The following is a 20,327-nucleotide window of genomic DNA, read 5'->3' on the forward strand; positions in this document are numbered from 1 at the left end:
TTACAATAAAGGTGAATCAGTAAATCGAAGGGATGATTTGAAATGAAGTTGTTATATCAAAGTCCTGCAAAGGAATGGACTGACGCGCTGCCCATTGGTAACGGTCGAATGGGCGCTATGATTTTCGGAGGAATCGAAAAAGAAAAAATACAATTAAATGAAGATACGCTATGGTCGGGGGGACCGACGAATGGGAATAACCCTCGTTCCAAAGAAGTGTTGCCGGAGGTGCGTCGTCTCTTAGCGGAAGAGAAGTATGAGGAGGCCGACCAAATGTGTAAGGAGATGATGGGCCCGTACACACAATCGTATTTGCCATTAGGCGATCTCTCCCTTGTATTTGATCACGGGGACGTCGCGCATGCGTATCGCCGGGAGTTGGATTTGCAGGAAGGGGTATCTCGCATCGCGTATAAGGTCGGCAATGTTCAATACACACGGGAGATATTCGCGTCCCATCCCAACCAGATTATTGCGGTCCGTTTGCAGTCCAGCCAGGCTGGGGCGCTAAATTTTACTGCGCGTCTGGATAGCCAGCTGCGTGTTCGCATGGTCCATGAGAACGATCAATGGATCATTCGTGGAAAAGCGCCGGTGCAAGTGGCGCCAAACTATTATCGGGTCGATCATCCTATCGTATACGAAGAGCAAGAGGATGGAGAGGCGATGTCTTTTGAAGGTCGACTCGCTATTGTTCTGGATGACGGTTCCATGTATGCAGATCAGGCCGGTCTGCATGTTCGCGGAGCTACTAGCGTGACGGTTTACTTTAGTGCAGCGACGAGCTTTAATGGCTTTCAGCGTTCACCCGGCAGAGAGGGCAAGGATCCAGTAGCGATCGCGAAAGGTTACTTGGATGATGCTATACAGCATACTTATCACGAGCTCCGTGACGCTCATGTGGACGATTATCGCAACTTGTTCGATCGAGTCAGCATACATTTAGGGGAGACACTAAGTCCTATTGATCAGCCGACCGACCAACGCATTACCGAGTTTGGGGCTAAGGATCCAGGTTTAGTTGAGTTATTATTCCAATATGGCCGGTATTTGCTGATCGCGAGCTCACGCGAGGGAACGCAGCCAGCTAACCTGCAGGGCATATGGAATAAAGAGACAAGACCGCCGTGGAGCAGCAATTATACCTTGAACATCAATACGGAGATGAACTATTGGCTCGCTGAAACTAGCAATCTATCGGAATGCCATCGGCCACTGCTCGAATTTATTGGCAATTTATCGGTGAACGGAAAGACTACCGCGGAGATTAATTACGGTGCCCGTGGATGGACGGCTCATCATAACTCAGATATTTGGGCTCAAAGCGCACCCGTAGGCGATTACGGACATGGCGACCCAGTCTGGGCATATTGGCCAATGGGCGGTGTCTGGCTTTGCCAGCATCTCTGGGAACATTACGCGTTTGGCAGAGACAAAGCGTATCTTAGCAAGAAGGCTTATCCCATCATGAAGGAGGCCGCTCTGTTTTGTTTGGATTGGCTCATTGAGGATCAGGATGGACATCTGATCACAGCCCCTTCCACGTCGCCCGAACATAAATTTGTGACTAGTGACGGTAAGAAAGCTGCTGTAAGCACAGCATCGACGATGGACTTATCTTTGATCTGGGATTTGTTTACGAACTGCCTCGAGGCTGCTGAAGTATTACATGTCGATGAGGATTTCAGATCGGAACTCAAGTTGGCAAGAAGTAAGCTATTCCCACTGCAAACTGGACGGCATGGCCAGCTTCAGGAATGGTATCGGGATTTCAAGGATGAGGACATGCATCACCGTCACGTCTCTCATTTGTTCGGCGTGTACCCGGGACGCCAAATGAACGAGGAGGTAACGCCCGATTTGTTTGCGGCTGCACGAACGTCTTTAGAGCGACGCGGAGACGAGGGGACGGGCTGGAGTCTCGGCTGGAAAATAGGCTTATGGGCCCGTTTCCAAGACGGTGATCGCGCGCTGCGGCTCATCTCTAACATGTTGCAGCTCGTAAAGACGGACAACTGGAAACCGCAGAGGGGCGGCGTTTATGCCAATCTATTTGGTGCACACCCGCCATTCCAAATCGACGGCAATTTTGCCGCTACAGCCGGCATTTCGGAATTGCTGCTGCAGTCTCATAAAGGTTTTCTGCACTTGCTGCCAGCGCTTCCCGAAACGTGGGCTTCTGGTTTTGTAAGCGGGTTGCGTGCGCGCGGAGGGTTCACGGTTAGTCTGCGCTGGGACAATGGCAGTCTGAGTGAAGTGGGAATCGAATCTCACAACGGCGAACTGTGTGCAATATATGCTCAAATACCGGTGCAGGTGTTAGATGAGGCCGGCAGGCAGATTGCATTTACTTCAGCGGAAAACTCAGGTTGCATTACGTTCGCAACGATTGTGGGATCCATGTATAAGATCGTACCGAAATCGCGTTTTTGAGGCAAAGTCGAACTCCCCTGAGATGACTGGGGGAGTTCGACTTATTTTGTCACCGTAGCCGAAGCGCAGTTTAAATTTTGAGGTCATTTCATTAATGTTCTATGATAAACTGGGAATAACATCCAAAGGATATTCTTGCCCTCATGAATGTAGTTAACATACCATGCGCAAAAAGGTAGTGACTCCGCTGAAAAAAACTTGGTTTAATCGGTTATTGATCTCTTATGTTCCTATTTTTTTCATTACGATTACGGTCATCATCTTTATTTCTGTTTCAATTATTAACGAAATTTAATCAATATATCGGTGCCAACCCGGCGAATTAGCCGACCAGATTTTTTGGTTGGCTTTTCCTTTTTTTATCGTATGACGAAAGTAAATACCTCGTCTTTATTTTCTAGCCTAGCGCGTGCAAGATTATGCTATCCGCTCAAAAATGTATAACTCCGTGAAGCCGTCCGATCAAAAATGTCCCATTGCCGGAAGTTACCCGAGGAAGTACGCTACAGATGCTGACTTTTTGAAGCTTTGACATCCTCAGGGTTTGGGTGGGAAATGGTTACCAGTGTGGGTCATTATGAATATGAATGATTAACAGGAGGATCTAGAATGAGCGTGCAAATGGAGTATTTGGACCGGGGGCTGGCGGCAGTCTGTACATGCGAGGGAATATTTATCAGCTGGCGGCTTTTAGGGCAGGAGGTGACAGGTGTTTCGGACCGCGGCCTAACTGGTGCGGATTTCCGCTTGTACCGCAACGGCTTGCTTGTTGCGGAGATCGACGACAGCACCAATTATCTAGATAAAGCCGGCACACGGGAATCGGCTTATTCGGTAGCAGCAGTGATTAACGGGGAGGAACAGGACAGGAGCGCCGAAATTCTTCCGTGGGAAACCCCCTATCTGGAAATTCCGCTGCAGAAGCCGGCGGACGGGATCACGCCTAAGGGTCAGTCCTATACCTACAGTGCCAATGACATGAGTGTAGGCGACGTGGACGGCGATGGGGAATATGAATATATCGTCAAATGGGATCCGTCCAACTCCAAGGATGTTTCCCATATAGGCTATACGGGGAATGTGTATTTGGACTGTTACAAGCAAAACGGCACCCTCTTGTACCGTATCGATCTAGGGGTCAATATTCGGGCTGGGGCCCATTACACCCAGTTCCTGGTCTATGATTTTGACGGGGACGGCAAGGCGGAGCTGATGTTTAAGACAGCGCCGGGCACCCGTGTGATCCGGTATCGGGACGGCGCTCCCTTCTCCGAAGCCTTCATCACACTGCTGTCAGAGGATGTGGAGGCCGGATACAGCCATAATGATGATTACCGCATGAGCAGTGTCGATTATGCGAATCATGTGGTGGATATGTTCCAGGGCTGGCACAGGCATGAGGAGGTGGTGGCAGGGCACTGGCCGTCTACGCTGGAAGAGTGCTTCGGCATTGCTCCTAAGTATGCCTATCCTCTCTCCCGGGAGGATGCGGTGCGATTGGCGGATTATTTCCTAGATGTGTATGCACCTGGAAGAAGCGAACGCAATAAGCTGCGCCAATTCGAGGGGTTTATTCTGAAAGGACCTGAGTACCTCAGCGTCTTCAATGGAGAAACGGGGGAAGAGCTTACGACGGTCCGCTACAAGCCGGGACGCCATGACGACGGACTCATGTGGGGGGACTATTCCTGGAACCGCATCGAGCCTGGGAACCGGGTGGACCGCTTCCTGGCTGGTGTCGCCTACCTAGACGGCTGCAAGCCTTATGCGTTGTTTGCCCGTGGGTATTATACCCGGGCGACCATGGTCGCGTACAGCTGGGACGGGCAGGAGCTAAAGGAGATATGGTACACCGACAGTGGCTGGGTCACCATGAACAATCCCTTCCGGGATACGCTCCATCTACAGGACGGCCGGGACCCCGACTTCGGAGGGTTGGCTAAGCAGGGCGCACATGCAATGTCCACCGCTGACGTGGACGGGGATGGCTGCCAGGAAATCATCTATGGGTCGGCAACCATTGACCAGGACGGCAGCATCCTGTACAGCTCTGGGGGGATTCTGCCGGAGGAGAGTGGGGCTCCTGGGGAATATGCCAAGCTAGGCCACGGGGATGCCTTGCATGTGGCGGTCATTGATCCCGATCGGGACGGTCTCCAGATCTATATGGTCCATGAGGCTGGCATTCATGGCCCGTATGGATATACCCTGCGGGATGCGGCTACTGGAGAGGTGCTGTACGGTGCCTTTGCTACGGAAGATGTAGGCCGGGGTATGATCGGCAAAGTGGAGCCGGAGGTGCCGGGTCTGCAAACCTGGTGCAGTGAAAGCCATCTGGCTCATGAGCCGTCCCGGGGGTTACGCTCGGCCAAGGGCGAGATGCTGGATGAGAGGTCCCCTGGCACCAATATGAGCATCAAGTGGGCAGCAGACATGACCACCCAGTACATCAGCGGCACCTTTGACGAACCAGTGGCTATCGAGGACTGGAAGCGGGGCCGGATGGTAACGGCCGAAGGCACTCGCTCCAATAACGGAACTAAGGGTAATCCGTGCCTTGTGGCGGACCTGTTCGGAGACTGGCGGGAGGAACTGGTGGTGCGCACGGCGGACAGCGCGGCCATCCGCATCTACATGAGCACGGAGGTGACGGACCGGAAGTTGTACACCCTGATGCAAGATCCCCAGTACCGAACAGGGGTGGCCTGGCAGAATGTGGTGTATAACCAGCCCTGCTACACCAGTTTCTATATGGGCACAGATATGAACTGGTCCAAGGTTCCAATTCCAGATCTATCGTTAAGTAGATAACGAAATCCTCTGGTATTGAAGTTAAAGTACTATCACTTTAGTTGAGCTTTCAATAAAACAGCGTCAGTCTAGGACTTATTTCGTCCATGGCTGACGCTGTTTGGGGAAATTCTAATACTTTATTTTACGAAGTCTGGCATTTTTGTAGATGGCTCAGCCTTTTTTTCCCCATTGAAAAACTGATGAATGCAGACACTAGTGCTAACACTACAATAAAACTTGCCATCCATGGATTGTAGAGAACGGTGGAATTGGCGCTTATCATCGCTCCGCCCGCCCCGGCGCCTGTCGCTAATCCTAAATGAATGATTGATGTATTCAAGCTAAGAACGAGACTGGAAGATTGGGGCGCTTGTTGAATGAAATACGTTTGAGTCGCTGGACCGGCCATGAACAGAGAGAGCATCATGATTGAAATCAATAGTAAACCGACGAGAGTCGACCCGGCAATCAGAGGCAGAAGGGCCAGAACAACAACGAGCACGATGGTGCTGAAAGCTATGATGCGCGCAGCTCCCCATCGATCGATTCCGTAACCGCCCAAGCGGGTACCAACTGCGCCAAATATACCAAAAACAAGCATGACGATGCTGATGTTGGACGCTTTAAGGTGAAGGATGTCTTGCATAAAAGGGGTTAAATACGTAAACAACACCGAATTTCCTGATTCCCTAAAGAAGGTAAGAAACAAACCGCTCACGATTACGGCACTTCCCAGCACTTTGAATTGTTGTCGGAATGACATCGGTGCGTCCCCTTCGATCTCTGGTAGCAAGCGGAAAATGACGAAGGTAATCAACAGGCTTATCAGTCCTAAAATCAAGAAAATAGCTTGCCAGTTCAACCAGTTCGTGATGGCTATGCCGATGGGCACACCCAAAATCATCGCGCTGCTGAAGCCGAGAACGATCGTGCTGATCGCACTGCCTATCTTCTCGGGAGGAACGATTTTGGCAGCCGCACCGAATGCTGCGACAATATAAACGCCTGAACTTACACCTAGAATAATGCGGGACACAATCAAGGTGGAGATATCCGAACTCCAGAAGGAGAGCAAGCATCCCATGATGAATGCTGCCAACGCACCTAACAGCACTTTTCTGCGTCCCATGCGGGATGTCAGTGATACCAGGAGAGGCGTTCCAATGGCAAAGGCTAGCGAGTAGGCCGTGATCAATTGCCCCGCAAAGGCGATGGAAACGTTTAAGTCATTTGCGAGTACACGCAGGATTCCGGCGATAACCAACTCCGAAGTAGCCGTTAAAAATACCCCTAGAGCTAGAAGGTATATTGTCCATTTATTCATTCCTGTCAGTCCCTTCCATTTGAGTTATTGTCATTATAGAAGGGTTGCGATAATATTGTAAGAAGGCAAAGTATTGGGATATAATCCATCTATTTTGACTAACTTACTTTTTGTTAGGGGGAAGCCAGATGACTGAGCAAAATAATTCCGAATCAAGTTTGGAAAAGGGTAGTTCTGACATCTGCGAAGTATTGCAAATTCTTGGAGCCAAGTGGGCGTTTCTTGTACTGAACGAACTGCTTCGCGGGCCACAGAGATTTAATCTTCTCCAAAGGAATGTAGCTGTGATTAAGACGCAGTCCCTTACGGATACACTCCGCCATTTGGAACATCATGGTCTTGTCCTACGCCAAGTCTTTCCTACTGTACCTGTAACTGTGGAATATTCATTAACAGAAAAGGGATGCGAATTCCATACTGCGCTGAACGAAATGAATAAATGGGTGGAAAAGTGGGGGAATTCACAGCAAGTAAGCAGAAAGACCAACATTTCTTCTTAACAAGGGTTTTCCTTGTTGCATATAGCATCAGTAAGTCGATATTCCTTTACGAAGGAGTATCGACTTTTTTTTGAGTTGGTTTACTATCCCAGAATTGTCAATCGCTTAAGTTGTTGATCCAGCCGGAGTATAGTCAAATGCCACTTGTTTTATTCGAATTACACAATGGTTCTCGATGCCATAAACTTCATTGGGCTTGACCGTAAAATCATAGCTTTGAGCTTTTATGGTCAGTTGAATGGCAACCGGTTCCGGAACGATGCCGATGATGGCTTTGACGCCTCCCTGCAAGTCGGTGACGATCCTGACTCCGTGACTAGCGCGGAATACTTGTTTGTTTGGATGAAGGGTAAACTTCCGATTAGCAACGAGGAAGTAGAAGTATACATGAACGCAAATCACATTAAGGTTAGATCAACACGTGGAGGAGGGGTTCTTCGATACCAAAATAACGGGAGTATCATAGAGTTGTCTATCCCAAGTGATGGAAGTTGGCTTGAAGTCTGCAGAAGCTCTTAAATAAAGTGGGAGCTGAATAAAAAACGGAAGATTTTGGCCTTGCGAGAAATCGTAGGGCTATTTGCTTTTGTCACGCATGGCGGCTAATAGGGTGGTGAAAGTCTACTTGTGGGAACTTACAAATATACTCCTTCACAATAAATATATATGATTACGACTCTCCTCTAACATATTGAGCTTATAGTGTTAAGCAGACGTTAGCAGAGGTATTTGTAGCAGCAGATCAGGAGGGTATAGAAATGGTTAAAAAATGGTTTGGTTTATTTGCATTATCGTTAGTTTTATTCGTCTTATGGGTTCCTGTTACATTTGCTCATGACGGTGACAGTCTAGCCTACTCGGATATTTCAATGAAAGATGGCGTCATTACATACAAATTGCAGCTCGATATGTATGACATGCGTGCAGGGGCAACACAAGATGATCCGGACAGACAATTCTCAACCCCTGAAGTGTTAAATCAATTTGTTAGAAATTCTCAAGATGAAGTGGAAGCCTATTTGCTCTCCCAAATCAAATTGTTTGCTGATAATTTACAGCTTAATGGAAAGCTGACACAGCTTACCTATATTGAAAAGGACAATCAGCCGTTTGCTGAAGCGATTTTGGAGTATCCCGTTAGAAATAATCCTCAGCATTTTGAATTGGACTACGAATTGGTTTTTGATATGGATGAATGGCATGTCAATTATGTAACCTTAGCGCTTGGTGAGCTAAAGCAAAATGCCGTGTTGGTTAATAATCTCCGTGAGGTTCAAGTAGGTCAAATGAGCTTTGGGCATGCAATCAGTGAATTTTTCCAGCTTGGTTATGAAAGTTTGTTGCTTGGATTTGAGCATATTTTGTTTCTATTGGGTCTACTTTTAGGCGTGAAATCTATGAAGCAGCTCCTTGTATTTGTAGGAATTTTTGCTGCTGCTCAGTCGCTGATGTTGATTTTGGACAGCCTGCATATCCTGGCGCTTCCGGACAAATTTGTAGAATCTGTCATTGCACTTAGTATCCTATATGTCGCCTTGAACGGTCTGTTAAACAAGAACAAGGAACCAAATTTATGGTTAGTATCCTGTTTTAGCTTGATTCATGGTTTTGGTTTTGCTGAGGTATTGAGTGGAATGAGCAACAAAGGAGAACACGCTGTACCCTCATTCATTGCTTATAATGTGGGTATTGATGTCAGTTTAGCGTTGACTGTGCTGATTCTGTATCCGCTCATCTATTATTTCCGCAGGATAAAATGGGCGATTCCTGCGATTTTGTTGGTACTCTCATTACTCGGATTGATAGGCTTTATTAGGGCCTATCTAGCGTAGCTATCAGGTGTTAACTTGAACTGTATACTTTTTGTTTACAATTAAAACACGTGAAGATCCAATTTTTTTTACAATTCTAGATTAAGCTTGGTTAAGTACCTTCTCATATTAAACCGCGCGGTGAGGGGACCAACACGATAGAGGAGTGGTAATTTTATTTATGTTTATTTTATTTAATCCTAAAAGGCGCTTTACCACAATTACTGTACTAGTCATAGCTCTTCTATTAGTCATTTCTCTTCTGCCTTCTGGATTTGCAGATAAGTTCAAACTAAATTCAGTCGTCAGTGCAGATGCAAGTACTTTTGCTATTTCAGACATCTTGCTCAATCCGGGGAAGAATGATTCCGAATTGAATGTAACGTATTATACGAACGTAAATCCGGTCGCTGCCAAAGTCCAAGTAACTTATAAAGCGCTCGTGGTGGGCGGTAATTTCCCTACTAGCACTTCTAACTCAGTTACCTTCACAGGAACGTCTTCCGAAGCAGCGACAGTTTCATCGAATGTTTATTATTCTAACAAAGTAACGATTACAAATCTTACACCTAATCAGGAATATGCTTACCGAGTAGGAGACGGCACCAACTGGAGTCCGGTTTACTACTATTCAACACAAGATCCATACAACTACAGCGTTATGTTTGTTGGGGATCCGCAAATCGGCTCATCAGGGAGTGTAACCAATGATACATACGGTTGGACTAACACGCTGAATAAAGCAATCGCTATGTTCCCTAAGATGAGTTTTATTATGTCTGCAGGTGATCAGGTGGAAACGAATAACAGTGAAGCCCAGTATGATGCTTTCCTAAGTCCAAGTGTGCTTAGAAGCTTGCCTGTAGCAACTGTTGTTGGCAACCACGATGGCAGTGCGAATTATTCTTATCATTTTAATCAGCCGAATCAGTCTACTTTAGGTGCCACGACGGTTAGCCCCGGCGACTATTATTACACCAAAGGTGATTCTTTGTTTATGGTACTGAATACAAATAACAGCAGCGCAGCGGCACATGTGCAATTTATGAAAGAAACAGTTGCTGCAGTTCCAAATGCCAAATGGAAGTTTGTCTCTTTTCACCATGATATTTATGGAGCGGGCACTCATTCTATAGAGTCTTCTATTACAAATTTGCGAGCAGGCCTTTTCCCAACGTTTGATGAACTGAATATCGACATGATCTTCATGGGACATGACCACTCTTATGTCAGAACGTTTGTTATGAAAGGCGACAAACCGCAAAAAAACCAGCTTGTTGACAGTCAAGGAAGAGATGTTAACCCTACAGGCTCTACTTACATCACAGCCAACTCATCAAGCGGTAGTAAGTATTATTCCCTACAGACAACGCCGGAAGTATATTCAGCTGTTAGAAGCCAACTTCGTGTTCCAACCTTCTCTACTATTGATGTAACTCCTACCAGTGTTACGGTCAAAACGTTTAGAACCGATACAATGGAAGTGGTGGATTCCTATGGATTGGTTAAAGATACAGAAGCAAAAGTATATTCTAAACAAACGCAAGATGTTCATCCATCGACCTTTGAATACTACTATGCACTCACTAATGGCAATAACGTAAACACAGTAGATGCAACTTTCGGCTTTGACAGCACAAGAATCAAATTTAAGAAAGCTGAGCTAGTATCTCCTAATGCTGGAGTAATTGACAGCAAATTAGAAGGTAACACAGTTAGGGTTGTGGCAGGCTTAACAACAGCTATCTCGACAATTGCAACCACAGATGTTGTTAAACTTACCTTTGAGCTAGTTCCAGGACCGCAGAAAGTGGCGTCAGCAGATTTAAATCTCGTTAGCTCATTTACTTCTTCAATTGGGTTAAATAAGGATACTAAATCTACGATCACTGGAAAGACAGGCTCCGTTATCAGCTATTACGATTTTAATAAGGACGGTCTATTAACGCCATCCGACTTGTCAAAAGCTCTAGAGTATTACAGAGCTACTTCACAAGATGCAAACTGGAATGTTGCTAAGTTTGCAGATATCAATTTAGATAATGTTGTAGATATTACTGACTTCACTTCAATCTTAAGGCAGATTCTTGAATAACCATTGATACCCTGAATATTTCATTGATATACCTTTACAGGAAAAGGCTTCATGGCCTTTTCCTGGATTTTAAACTAGAGAGGTGCCTTTTAGAAATGAAAATGAAATTTATGGCGATCTTCGTTCTTATATCTATACTATCCTTGCAAATAACTGCATTCGCAGCTACTAACCTTCAAAGTGTAGAATTTTCGCAGCCAAGTGTTACTGTCGGTACCAATTCAAATGAGTTTTCAGTGGGTATCATTGTTACGAACAACGCGATGTTTAGCGGTGCGGAATTTGGTTTAGGGCTTGAAGGTAATATACAAATTAAATCGGTTGCGTACACAAGTGTCATTACCAGCAATAATAAAGTGGACAAAGAAAAAGACGGAGTACATTATTTTGGCTTTTTCGATAACAAAAATAGTTACAATGGAAAAGTCACCATCTGCAATGTGACATTTAATTATACTGGAAATGATCCTGCAAAAGTAACGATGAAAGAAACCAATATAACAACGTCTACCGAAAATGGTGGGGCAACAAAAGAAAGTATACATCCTAATCTTGTTCTAAATGTAAACAGGGAAGGTGCGGGAAACCAGCCTAACACGCCACCTAGCTCCTCAGGAGGTCCTTGGACATCAGCACCATCTACTCCCCCTGTAACAGCAATTGACCCACAAGAGCTCGCTTTAATTGCTAAAAATGCCGACCAAAAACTAAATGAGCTAGTAGCCAACAAAAACAATGGGGGTAATGCCCAAACAGCCCTTAAAAATGCAATCAATGTGGTTGAGAAGGCTATAGAACAACAATCGACATTGGATATTTCCGGTTCGGTTAAAATTGATGGCGATACAGCCAAGGTTGAATTAAATGCCAATGCATTCACAGATTTGTTCCAAACAATTAAGGATCAAGCAGCGATCATGAATGATAAATTAAAAGCACTCGATCCAAATGCACAAGCTAAAGTAACCGCAACACTTGATCTAGGCGCACAAACTGTGAATAATGCAAAGATCTCAATTATTGCTGATCTAATAACTAAAGCCCAAGAAGCCGGAATTGATGCGATCTCGTTTAAAATAAATGGCGTTTCCTTAGCAGTTGATGTAGATCAATTTACCGGAATTACTACGCTAACTATTAAAAAACAACCAGCAGTAAACTTAGTTACAAACTTAAAAATAGCATCAGATGTATACAATTTTGAGTTTATCAATAGCTCAGGCACAAACGCGACCTTTACGAAACCTGTCATCATCAAATTGCCGATTACGGTGCAAGGATTAAATTCAGATCTATTCTCTCTAGCCAAAATAATCGACGGTAAATTGGAGTTTTATGGCGGTCGTTATGACGCAGAAGGCAATTACTCCGAAGGCCAACGCAAATCATTTTCTACTTATGCCATTTTTGAGAACAAAGTGAATTTTAAAGATATCGCAGACGTTCAAGATTGGGCAGGTAAATCGATTGGCATCGCAGCTGCCCAAGGAATCGTACAGGGCCGCAGCGAGGGCGAATTTGTGCCAAATGCTGAAGTGACACGCGCAGAATTTGCTGCGATGATTGTAAAAGCTTTTCATTTAGAAGATGATACAGCTACCGAATCCTTCAGTGATGTAAACGACGGGGATTGGTTTAAGCTCGTAGTTGCTTCTGCTGCAAAGGCAGGAATCATCCATGGGCGTTCAGCTGAACAATTTGCACCAAATGAAAAAATTAGCAGAGCGGAAATGGCGACAATTGCTTCGAATGCGCTCGTGGCTGTCAAAGGCTACAAGAATGAGACAGACATTAACACACTATTAAGTAAATTTAAAGACAGTGCATCGATAAATTCATCTCTTGCAGCTGGCGTTGCATTGGCCGCAAGTCAAGACATCGTAGTTGGTTACAATGATAACTTTGAACCAAATGATTCATCTACACGTGCTCAAGCAGCCGTTGTCATTGAGCGACTTCTAAATAAATAAGCAGAAACGGAATGGCAGAATCCTCCTCTAATTGCAGATAGGGGAGGGTTTTTGTCTTTAATATGAAAATTCGGGAGGAAAAAATATGATCAAGATGAATGCTCCTGTTATACGTGCGATATTGTGCTTATTGGCTCTGACATCTGCGATGGTGTTTCCTTTCACGCAAGCAGCTTATGCACATGCTTATAGTGCTGGGTACACTACGCTGACTCTGACCCCATCACAAACCGAGATGATCTACTCGCTGGACGAATTATCTGTCATAGAGCTAATGAAAGGTGATGTCAATTCAGATAACAAGCTGGATCAAGATGAGTTCAGCGCTGTGAAAGAACGGATGGAAGCCACATTACAAGAGAATCTAACCTTTACAATCAACGGGGAACCGAAGGCTTGGACCCAGGTGGAAAGCTTAGGGCTTGAACAGCAAGGAGACGTAACAAAGCTGGTCTTGAAAGCCGTATATCCTCCGGCATCGCCTTCGATGACTGTATCCTTAATCGATAATCTTTACACGAATGATGCGAAAACGAATTACGTCAACCTGTTAACGATCAAACACGGAGACCAGAAAAGCACAGAAGCTCTATCCGGTAATTTCCGTACATGGAACATGGCAGTGACGGACAAGGATGTTGAATACGAGCATACAAATTCGATAGACGGTTGGTTTTCCTTTTTTAAACTTGGTATGAGCCATATATTGGGTGGTTATGACCATTTGCTCTTCTTGTTTTCACTGCTGATAGCACGCCAAACACTTAAACAGTATGCGACTATGATTACTGCTTTTACAATTGCTCACAGCTGCACCCTAACTTTAACGGTTCTGGGAGTAATAAATGTATCCCCTATGATTGTTGAGCCTGCCATCGCGCTTAGTATTTGTTATGTCGCAATTGATAATATCAGGCGTCCCTCGGTTAGCCATCGCTGGGTGCTGACCTTTGTGTTCGGGCTTATTCACGGCATGGGATTTGCCGACATATTGAAGGAAATGAATATTCCAAGAAGTGAGCTGGCCGTTGATTTGATCAGCTTTAACTTGGGAATTGAAACGGTCCAGATCTTAATCGTCGGATTGCTTGTGCCGCTGCTCTATTTCATGCACCGTTATAAATATGCAAGACGTATCGTAGTCGCCTGTTCAAGTGCAGCACTTGTTTTAGGAGCCATTTGGCTGCTGGAACGGGTAATGACTATTTAAGGAAGGAAAACCTCTGAAACAAGCATTTTATAGAATCGGCGTACTACTACAGATCTACTAATTTGGAGGATTCAAATGCTTAAATCAAAGAAAGTAAGAGTTGTTCTTTTCGTACTATTTTTGTTGCTCGTAAGTCTATTTATGTACTTCTTTCATCTCAGTCCTGAAGCTAAGTATAATGAGCATGGTGATACATCCTATACAAAATATGAAAAAGCAAAGGTATTGAAGGTACTAAATGAGGAGTTAGTAAAGGATTCAACAAGAGGAGATTTATATTCTGGGTCGCAGGAGCTCGAGGTTAAAATTCTTTCCGGAGAGCATAAAGGTACCGTTCATACCATTACTAACAATGTGAGTATATATTTAAACGTTATTGCAAAAGCTGGACAAACGCTTATCGTGAGTGTCGACACAGCAGATGCTCAAAACTATCTAGTTAGCGTGTACAGCTATTATCGAGCTCCACTCTTATTAACATTAACTCTACTTTTTTTTGCTACTTTGTGGTGGCTTGGCGGAAAAAGAGGCTTGATGTCGGTGGCAGGTATCGTATTTACTTTTGCTTGTATTGTTTACTTGTTTATCCCCATGCTATATAGGGGGTATTCTCCAATACTTGCATCTGTACTGATTGTTATCCTGACAACTTGTGTTACCTTGCTATTATTGAACGGTTGGAGCTCGAAATCTGTCGCTGCCATAATCGGAACGACAGTTGGGATGATCATCGCGGGACTCGTTGCTTACATAGCCGGTAATTTAGCTCATATTTCAGGGTATAGTACACCAGAAGTCGAAGTTTTAATTGTTGTTGCCGATCAAACCGGTATGCAGCTTAAGGGGCTGCTGTTTGCCGGGATTTTACTTTCTTCGCTTGGTGCCATTATTGACGTAGGCATTGCCATTGCTTCATCCGTTTATGAAGTGTATGTAACAAATCCTAATCTTAGCAAGAAGGAACTGTTTATTTCCGGGATTAATGTCGGACGCGATATGATGGGAACAATGGCTAATACCCTGATTCTTGCCTTTACAGGAACTACACTAGCTTCTCTAATGATAATTTATGTTTCACAGGTATCCAGTAATCAATTAATGAACATGAATATGATAACCATCGAAGTAATTCAAGGAATAACCGGATGTTTTGGGGTTGTCCTTACTGTACCAATTGTCGCTTTTATTTCCTCACGGATAATTCCTAATTTTGAGAAGAAAGAAAGTATTGGTTCAGTAGTTGAATAATGGCTATGCCTTAGGGGAAATCCGACTTTTTCCAACTGGACAAAGTCGGGTTTCTTGTTTCTTTCATTGTTTATTCACTCTAATTTCCTCGATAGTAGGAAGGATTATTTCCTGTTGTATTTTTAAATATGCGACTGAAATAATTCTGGTCTGCATACCCAACCTGCATACCAATTTCCTTGAAACTCAGCTCAGGATGCTCGGCAATTAATCGTTTGGCTTCTTCAATGCGAAGAGAGATTAAATATTTCAATGGAGCTGTCCCTTTATATTTTTTATATATTTTCGTTAAACAAGAGGCACTAAAGTTGAATTTTGCAGAAATATCTTCAAGGTTTAATGTAGCTGTGTAATGGTCTTTGAGATATAATTCGATTCGGTTAGTAAGTTCTTGTCCACCATCGATTTCTTGCTCAGTATTGGTCAGCATGCTTTCCAGAAGTGGCCAGATGTTATGCCAATAGGCTGACCAATTGATAGCGAATGGAATTTTGCTTATAATCTCAAATTCAATGTGGGATGGTTCCTGGTCGGAGGTTAATGCATTATTTTCATGAAACAAAGCAATGAGCTTTAGTAGATGTCGCTCTACGGTTCTTTGCGGATAGCGGTATTGGTCTTTCTGAAAGAACCATTCGGAAAGTGCCTGAAATAAATGTTTAGTAGTTCCGTTACGTATATTTTATTCAAATGATTGATAAGCTCACGGCTCCAGTCTCCTAGCTCATGCAAATGGATAGCATCCTTCACATATACCATGTTAACAGGGAAAGGGGACAAACTTTCTTGCATAGTTTGTTGAAGATACTGAACGATTGAAGAAATGTCTTGATTCAGAACTGCACCTTTCGGGATGACTAGAAATTTACCGAATGTATGTTTGGGTTCGAAGTACCAGTCAACTTCAATGTTCCAAGCCTCGTTATCATTTGGGTCATTGATACTGGCTCTTTCCCAAAGTTCTTGGTAGAGTGATATTTCTTCTAAGGAGTGGGAATGAATAGAAAGCTGTCCAAGATGAATGTAGATGGGATAATACTGTTGAATATGAAAATTAATAGTGCTGTCTATCGACTGTGTCCTATCTTCACTAGATATTCTTGATACATAGGTTTTGGGTTGTTCAAATAGTTGTTGCTGTATGTAAGTCCTTAAGTGAGATTCGTATTTCTTATCCAAATCGATCGCAATGCGTTCTAAAATTTCCTGTATATTTCCACTATTAACGGGTTTGAGCAAATAATCCTTGGCTCCACACTGGATAGCTGTTTTCACATAATCAAATTCATTATACCCACTAATCATGACAATAAATGTATCCGGTGAGAGTTTGGCAGTTTCGCGAATTAATTCCAGTGAGGCATGTGAATGTCCGTAAATAAGAGGTGCGGTTGTTTCAGCTCTATGGCTGCTGCGGGATAAAGCGGAGGATCAACTCAAACAGCGATTCGTGACTTATCCGCAAATAGATGTCATCTTTGCTCATAATGATGATATGGCATTTGGTGCCTATCTTGCAGCATCAAAATTAAGAATTAATAATGTTAAATATGTGGGGATTGATGGGCTTCCGGGCTCTGAGGGAGGTATCCAACTAGTGAATAACGGGATCTTAGCAGGGACTTTTACTTATCCGACAGGTGGAAAAGATGCTATTCAATATGCCATGAAAATTTTGAATACACAAGATAATATTCCGAAGAAAGTTACGCTAGAGAGCCGAATTATTTCAAGTCGGAATTCTTGAGATAATGCGACGGTTTCAGTTTGGCGTGACCGCTGATGTAATGCATCCACATTGGTATTGTTCGCCATCCGTTGAAAATCAGAATACCCACTGACAAGTAACGGTCAGTGGGTTAGAATCATATCCATGTAAGCTTTGGCTAAATGAGCATAATTCAAGAATCCTTTTATTGTTGACATGCAAGCAAAACGGATGTTAAAATTTTTCAATAAAACCAAGTAAACTTATGGGGATAAAATGAAAAAAGTTGACCGGATCACCGGATACGAAACTCATGTTTGTCTCTCTTTATTTGCCGTCATATAGGGGGAGTTAGATGAATCGTATTATTTTGCGCTTTTTGATCCCATATTTGCTCATATTAGCTATTCCGATTAGTTTAGGTGGCATTATCTTTACGAAGTCAGTACGTGTGTCCGAGCAAGAAGTTACTTCTGCTAACTTGAAATTACTAGACCAGAGTATGCGTATAATTGAGGGCAGATTATCGGAAATGAAGTTGATCAGCCATCAAATTGTCTCCAATCCCAAGATCGCTCACTTTCAACAAATGGTCAACCCGTTTAGTGGGGCAAATGTCAACCGCATCGTGGATACGCGCAATGAACTGAGCAATTATCAGTTAAACAGTGATTTTTTATTTACATACTTTGTCTTGTACAAAAATAGCGATCTCGTATTGTCCAAGGATTTCACCTACACGTCGAATGCCTTTTACGAGGATATGATGTCGTTCAATCAAGTTTCGTACGAACAATGGCTGGATCAGATGCTTGGATCTTATCACGAATCTACTTTCTTTCCCGCTCAGGAAGCGAAATATCAAGGGAAGTCATATTCGTTTGTGACGTTTGCGCAAAGCATGGGGTACCCTGGTTTCTCGCAAGGGGTTGTCATTGGTTTCATCGATAACAGGAAAATTCAAGAACTTCTAAAGGAATTCGACTTTTCGCAGGGAGGATGGGCTTATATTGCCGATGAAAAAGGCCATGTAATTAGCTCCTACAATGCTGTCTCCCAAGAAGACGGGAAGTTGCAGACCATTTCTACTCAGGGCCAGAGAGGCATATCGGAAGAAAAAATAGATTCCAAACAGATGATGGTTACACATACAACTTCTAGGAATAATGGGTGGTCCTATGTTGTGGCACAGCCTTCGGATATTGTACTCGGGAAGGTCAACTATATTCGAAAGTGGACGGGATATGTGACCGCGGTGATCCTGTTGTTGGGCATCTTATTTGCCTATTTGTTGGCTTACAAAAGCAGTCGTCCTATTAAGGCGTTGATCGGTACGCTGCAAAGGCTGGATGTTGAGATACGCTCAAAAGATGTGTTTAAGCTGATTCAAGCGGCTTTTATTCAACAATCCCTCACGAATCATGAATTGAAAAATGAAGTGAATAAGCAGTTGCCCGTGCTACGATCCGTCTATCTAAACCGATTGCTCCAAGGTGAGATCAGCCATGAGAAAGACGTGGAAATGCTATTTTCTGAAAAAGGATTGGCAACGAAAGGGAATACGTACACGGTTGGTTTGATTCAGTTAGGTGAACTGTTTGATACGATACCAAGTATGGATTCAAGCCATGGAAACGGTAGTAGAGCTGATCTTCAAGAAACATTGGAAAATCTGATAGGCAGCAACGGTTTTGTGCATGCAACAACTGACAAGCGTATTGCCGTGCTTTTTGTTGTACCAGAGGATGCCCCATCTAGGATCGCAAAAAAAATTACGTCTATCATTCAGACAATAAATGAGGTCATAGACAGGAACTTTTCCCGGAGTCTCTACTGGGGAATAGGTGGCAGTTATGCGGTTCTTACGGATATCTCCCGTTCTAATGAAGAAGCCAAATTTGCTTTACAGCACGCGACTTTTACCAAGGAGCGAATGGCTGCTTGGTACGCCGAGCTGCCTCAGGAATCCAATATGCCTTTTTATCCAGGAGAATGGGAAGTCAGGCTAATTCATGTGACGCAATCCGGAAGTGCCGATGATGCCAGACGTATTTTGGATCAAATGTATCAAGCGAATTTCGTGGATAGGCAATTGTCTCAAGTGATGCTGAGAGTCCTCTACTATGACATGTTGGGGACAGTCGCTAAGTTAAGTGAAACAGATTTACTTGCGGAATCTGGGGTTCGGCAGCAATGGGTTTCGCTGCTTGACTCCGGGCCCCCGGACAATTATGACGAGTACGAGAACATGTTTGGTGTGCTGCGGGAATTGTTTATTGATTTGTGCACCTTTGTTGACCAGCGCAAAAAGGGCCGTAACAACAAGCTGAAACAGGATATTTTGACCTATGTGAATAAGCATTATAATAGTCCAGATATGTGTCTGGCCGTGGTCGCGGATGCCTTTGAACTGTCTGAAATGAATGTTTCGTTATTATTCAAAGAACAATCTGGCCACCATTTTTCCGATTATTTGGAGGCCAAACGGATGGAAGAGACTCGAAGACTGTTAACCAGCACAACCCAGTCGATCAATGATATTGCTGCACAAACAGGGTATGCTTCCTTCAATACATTTTGTCGAGCTTTCAAACGAATCCATGGGTTAAGCGCCACCTCGTATCGTAAATCAGTGAAGGAGACGATGATTCCACTTTCATAGATCATGCACTTGTAGAAGCGGCGAAAAGAATTTAAATGTTTTTTGGGGGGTAAGCGAAGCTTACCCTTATTTAATTGCGATCAGCGTGGGTTTTGGCGTGAGGCAAAGCGCTGACACAGGCATCGGCAGTAGGAACTTGGCATCGTGGCCAAGCGAATAACTGGATTTTCTGCAGGTAATTCAAACGAAATCATGGTATTTCACAAAATAACTGGATTTCCTCCAGTTATTTCAGGCCGATTTCGCCAAATGGGTCATTGTGAGCAAAAATAGATGTAGAAAATCCAGTTAAACTCCCCAAAAGCTAGTTTTCCCCGAAAATAGATGTAGGAAATCCAGTTAATCCCCGAAAGCTTCCTAGCCTGGGAACGCAAAAGAGTTCCAGCTTAGGTTGTTGCTACTGTCGATTTCCCATTCGAATGGCCGGTACATGGTGTAACAGCAACATCATGAGCTGGATTAAATTGTCACTTTCCGAATCAAGGGTTTCTTCCAAGCTAATGCATACCAAAAAGCAAATGAATAATGCGGATTCTAAGCAAATGCATACTCAGCATGCGATTTCCACTATCC

15 protein-coding genes are annotated in these 20,327 nt (G+C 44.0%); 11 read left to right on the forward strand and 4 right to left on the reverse strand.

Annotation, left to right across the window (positions count from 1 at the left end; genetic code table 11):
• Nucleotides 1-42 precede the first annotated feature (42 nt).
• The 3 genes from AC58QG_RS15425 (at nucleotide 43) to AC58QG_RS15435 (ending at nucleotide 5,244) form a co-directional block, all read left to right on the forward strand.
• Nucleotides 43-2,433, forward strand: a complete 2,391-nt coding sequence (locus AC58QG_RS15425; RefSeq protein WP_497363006.1) for a glycoside hydrolase family 95 protein — start codon at nucleotides 43-45, stop codon at nucleotides 2,431-2,433.
• A 163-nt stretch (nucleotides 2,434-2,596) separates the two neighbouring features.
• Nucleotides 2,597-2,728 carry a hypothetical protein gene (locus tag AC58QG_RS15430; RefSeq protein ID WP_497363007.1) on the forward strand — a complete coding sequence of 44 codons (132 nt, stop codon included), beginning with the start codon at nucleotides 2,597-2,599 and terminating at the stop codon, nucleotides 2,726-2,728.
• 314 nt (nucleotides 2,729-3,042) lie between these two features.
• Nucleotides 3,043-5,244 (forward strand): rhamnogalacturonan lyase, encoded by a 2,202-nt coding sequence (locus AC58QG_RS15435; protein WP_497363008.1) that lies wholly within the window; start codon nucleotides 3,043-3,045, stop codon nucleotides 5,242-5,244.
• 124 nt (nucleotides 5,245-5,368) lie between these two features.
• Here AC58QG_RS15435 and AC58QG_RS15440 read toward each other — a convergent pair whose 3' ends face one another.
• Nucleotides 5,369-6,550 carry an MFS transporter gene (locus AC58QG_RS15440; RefSeq protein WP_497363009.1) on the reverse strand — a complete coding sequence of 394 codons (1,182 nt, stop codon included), beginning with the start codon at nucleotides 6,548-6,550 and terminating at the stop codon, nucleotides 5,369-5,371.
• Between the two features lie 128 nt (nucleotides 6,551-6,678).
• Here AC58QG_RS15440 and AC58QG_RS15445 point away from each other — a divergent pair, with 128 nt between their 5' ends.
• Nucleotides 6,679-7,050 carry a winged helix-turn-helix transcriptional regulator gene (locus AC58QG_RS15445; protein WP_497363010.1) on the forward strand — a complete coding sequence of 124 codons (372 nt, stop codon included), beginning with the start codon at nucleotides 6,679-6,681 and terminating at the stop codon, nucleotides 7,048-7,050.
• 105 nt (nucleotides 7,051-7,155) lie between these two features.
• Here the strand turns inward: AC58QG_RS15445 and AC58QG_RS15450 are convergent, their stop codons facing one another.
• Nucleotides 7,156-7,452, reverse strand: coding sequence for a hypothetical protein (locus tag AC58QG_RS15450; RefSeq protein ID WP_497363011.1), 297 nt, complete (start codon nucleotides 7,450-7,452; stop codon nucleotides 7,156-7,158).
• A 356-nt stretch (nucleotides 7,453-7,808) separates the two neighbouring features.
• Here AC58QG_RS15450 and AC58QG_RS15455 point away from each other — a divergent pair, with 356 nt between their 5' ends.
• The 5 genes from AC58QG_RS15455 to AC58QG_RS15475 all read left to right on the forward strand — a co-directional run bounded on the left by AC58QG_RS15455 (nucleotide 7,809) and on the right by AC58QG_RS15475 (nucleotide 15,384).
• Nucleotides 7,809-8,882 carry a HupE/UreJ family protein gene (locus AC58QG_RS15455; protein WP_497363012.1) on the forward strand — a complete coding sequence of 358 codons (1,074 nt, stop codon included), beginning with the start codon at nucleotides 7,809-7,811 and terminating at the stop codon, nucleotides 8,880-8,882.
• A 160-nt stretch (nucleotides 8,883-9,042) separates the two neighbouring features.
• The gene (locus AC58QG_RS15460; protein WP_497363013.1) at nucleotides 9,043-10,956 is read left to right on the forward strand and encodes a fibronectin type III domain-containing protein; all 1,914 of its coding nucleotides are present in this window, start codon (nucleotides 9,043-9,045) and stop codon (nucleotides 10,954-10,956) included.
• Nucleotides 10,957-11,051: 95 nt separating this feature from the next.
• A complete protein-coding gene (locus AC58QG_RS15465; RefSeq protein WP_497363014.1) occupies nucleotides 11,052-12,926 on the forward strand; it encodes an S-layer homology domain-containing protein in 1,875 nt (624 codons plus the stop codon).
• A gap of 85 nt (nucleotides 12,927-13,011) precedes the next feature.
• Nucleotides 13,012-14,136, forward strand: a complete 1,125-nt coding sequence (locus AC58QG_RS15470; RefSeq protein ID WP_497363015.1) for a HupE/UreJ family protein — start codon at nucleotides 13,012-13,014, stop codon at nucleotides 14,134-14,136.
• Nucleotides 14,137-14,211: 75 nt separating this feature from the next.
• Nucleotides 14,212-15,384, forward strand: a complete 1,173-nt coding sequence (locus AC58QG_RS15475; protein WP_497363016.1) for a YibE/F family protein — start codon at nucleotides 14,212-14,214, stop codon at nucleotides 15,382-15,384.
• A gap of 79 nt (nucleotides 15,385-15,463) precedes the next feature.
• Here AC58QG_RS15475 and AC58QG_RS15480 read toward each other — a convergent pair whose 3' ends face one another.
• Both AC58QG_RS15480 and AC58QG_RS15485 read right to left on the reverse strand, forming a co-directional pair.
• A complete protein-coding gene (locus tag AC58QG_RS15480; protein ID WP_497363017.1) occupies nucleotides 15,464-15,946 on the reverse strand; it encodes a helix-turn-helix transcriptional regulator in 483 nt (160 codons plus the stop codon).
• Between the two features lie 26 nt (nucleotides 15,947-15,972).
• Nucleotides 15,973-16,764: a response regulator gene (locus AC58QG_RS15485; RefSeq protein ID WP_497363455.1), complete on the reverse strand. Its 792-nt coding sequence runs from the start codon at nucleotides 16,762-16,764 to the stop codon at nucleotides 15,973-15,975.
• 70 nt (nucleotides 16,765-16,834) lie between these two features.
• Between AC58QG_RS15485 and AC58QG_RS15490 the strand changes: the two genes are divergently transcribed.
• Entirely contained in the window at nucleotides 16,835-17,131 is a 297-nt protein-coding gene (locus AC58QG_RS15490; protein ID WP_497363018.1) for a hypothetical protein, read from the forward strand.
• Nucleotides 17,132-17,447: 316 nt separating this feature from the next.
• Nucleotides 17,448-19,754 (forward strand): helix-turn-helix domain-containing protein, encoded by a 2,307-nt coding sequence (locus tag AC58QG_RS15495; RefSeq protein WP_497363019.1) that lies wholly within the window; start codon nucleotides 17,448-17,450, stop codon nucleotides 19,752-19,754.
• The last annotated feature ends 573 nt before the right edge of the window (nucleotides 19,755-20,327 follow it).

Source organism: Paenibacillus sp. J22P169, from assembly GCF_059691995.1.

Excerpts from the sequence above, each read along its gene's own strand:
- AC58QG_RS15465 (WP_497363014.1), top strand. The coding sequence starts at position 11,052 with ATGAAAATGAAATTTATGGCGATCTTCGTTCTTATATCTATACTATCC.
- AC58QG_RS15475 (WP_497363016.1), top strand. The coding sequence starts at position 14,212 with ATGCTTAAATCAAAGAAAGTAAGAGTTGTTCTTTTCGTACTATTTTTG.
- AC58QG_RS15430 (WP_497363007.1), top strand. The coding sequence starts at position 2,597 with ATGCGCAAAAAGGTAGTGACTCCGCTGAAAAAAACTTGGTTTAATCGG.
- AC58QG_RS15495 (WP_497363019.1), top strand. The coding sequence starts at position 17,448 with ATGAATCGTATTATTTTGCGCTTTTTGATCCCATATTTGCTCATATTA.
- AC58QG_RS15425 (WP_497363006.1), top strand. The coding sequence starts at position 43 with ATGAAGTTGTTATATCAAAGTCCTGCAAAGGAATGGACTGACGCGCTG.
- AC58QG_RS15440 (WP_497363009.1), bottom strand. The coding sequence starts at position 6,550 with ATGAATAAATGGACAATATACCTTCTAGCTCTAGGGGTATTTTTAACG.
- AC58QG_RS15460 (WP_497363013.1), top strand. The coding sequence starts at position 9,043 with ATGTTTATTTTATTTAATCCTAAAAGGCGCTTTACCACAATTACTGTA.
- AC58QG_RS15435 (WP_497363008.1), top strand. The coding sequence starts at position 3,043 with ATGAGCGTGCAAATGGAGTATTTGGACCGGGGGCTGGCGGCAGTCTGT.
- AC58QG_RS15470 (WP_497363015.1), top strand. The coding sequence starts at position 13,012 with ATGATCAAGATGAATGCTCCTGTTATACGTGCGATATTGTGCTTATTG.
- AC58QG_RS15455 (WP_497363012.1), top strand. The coding sequence starts at position 7,809 with ATGGTTAAAAAATGGTTTGGTTTATTTGCATTATCGTTAGTTTTATTC.
- AC58QG_RS15445 (WP_497363010.1), top strand. The coding sequence starts at position 6,679 with ATGACTGAGCAAAATAATTCCGAATCAAGTTTGGAAAAGGGTAGTTCT.